The sequence below is a fragment of the Pseudoduganella ginsengisoli genome (assembly GCF_009720865.1).
GTDB classification, from domain to species: Bacteria; Pseudomonadota; Gammaproteobacteria; order Burkholderiales; family Burkholderiaceae_D; genus Rugamonas; species Rugamonas ginsengisoli.
In genome coordinates this window covers 1-233 of sequence record NZ_WNLA01000130.1, presented here as the reverse complement: position 1 = coordinate 233, position 233 = coordinate 1, and the positions used below count along the sequence as shown (strand labels likewise).

1 protein-coding gene is annotated in these 233 nt (G+C 68.2%); it reads left to right on the top strand.

Features of this window, described 5'->3' with window-relative positions; all coding sequences use genetic code 11:
* On the top strand, positions 1 to 233 hold a 233-nt coding region (locus GM668_RS30465; RefSeq protein ID WP_371868807.1), incomplete at both ends, for an IS1 family transposase.

Below are 233 nucleotides of genomic sequence, written 5' to 3'. Positions count from 1 at the left end.
GTATCATGGAAATGCAAGCCTTTGGATTATTGCTGACGCAGCTATCGGCATTGACGGCGCACCAGTGCGCGCAAGTGCAGGCTTGCCTGGGGCTGGAGGCGCCGCAGCCGCCGGTGGGGCGTTTGCTGGACCAGGCGGCCCAGCCGCAACTGTGCTGCCCGCGCTGCCATGCCACGCGCTGGTACCGGCATGGCCGCGAGTGCGGCTTGCAGCGCTACCGCTGCCGCGCCTGC